The following is a 407-nucleotide window of genomic DNA, read 5'->3' as shown; positions in this document are numbered from 1 at the left end:
CCCTTAAAAACCTCTGCCCTGACGCCTTTTCTAGCCACTTGCAGGCGCGCAGCGCCGTTCTAGCCAGCCGCGTAGCGGCGCTCTAGCTACTTCTTCGCCCTTAAATCCGAGACACGAAAAAGCCCCGACCAAACTAATGATCGGGGCTGTCTCTTATTTGAAGCTTGGCGATGACCTACTCTCGCATAAGGAAACCCTACACTACCATTGGCGCTAAGACGTTTCACTTCCGAGTTCGGTAAGGGATCGGGTGGTTCCATCTCGCTATGGTCGCCAAGCAAAACTGGTTGCTCTAACGATTGAACATTGCTGTTCAAGCGTCATTTGAATCCTGTAATCAGTCGGAGAGTATGTACAAACTCTTATCCGTTTTGCATATATCGTCTTTCAATCAGATGACCCAAACG

Annotated in this window: 1 rRNA gene; it reads right to left on the bottom strand. The window is 49.6% G+C overall.

The window, feature by feature from the left end:
* Positions 1–162: 162 nt before the first annotated feature.
* Positions 163–278: ribosomal RNA gene (gene rrf / locus QWI17_RS04955) — 5S ribosomal RNA — on the bottom strand.
* Between the last annotated feature and the right edge of the window lie 129 nt (positions 279–407).

It is taken from the genome of Gilvimarinus gilvus, from assembly GCF_030518155.1.
GTDB lineage: Bacteria > Pseudomonadota > Gammaproteobacteria > Pseudomonadales > Cellvibrionaceae > Gilvimarinus > Gilvimarinus gilvus.
This window is presented reverse-complemented; position numbering and strand designations above follow the sequence as displayed.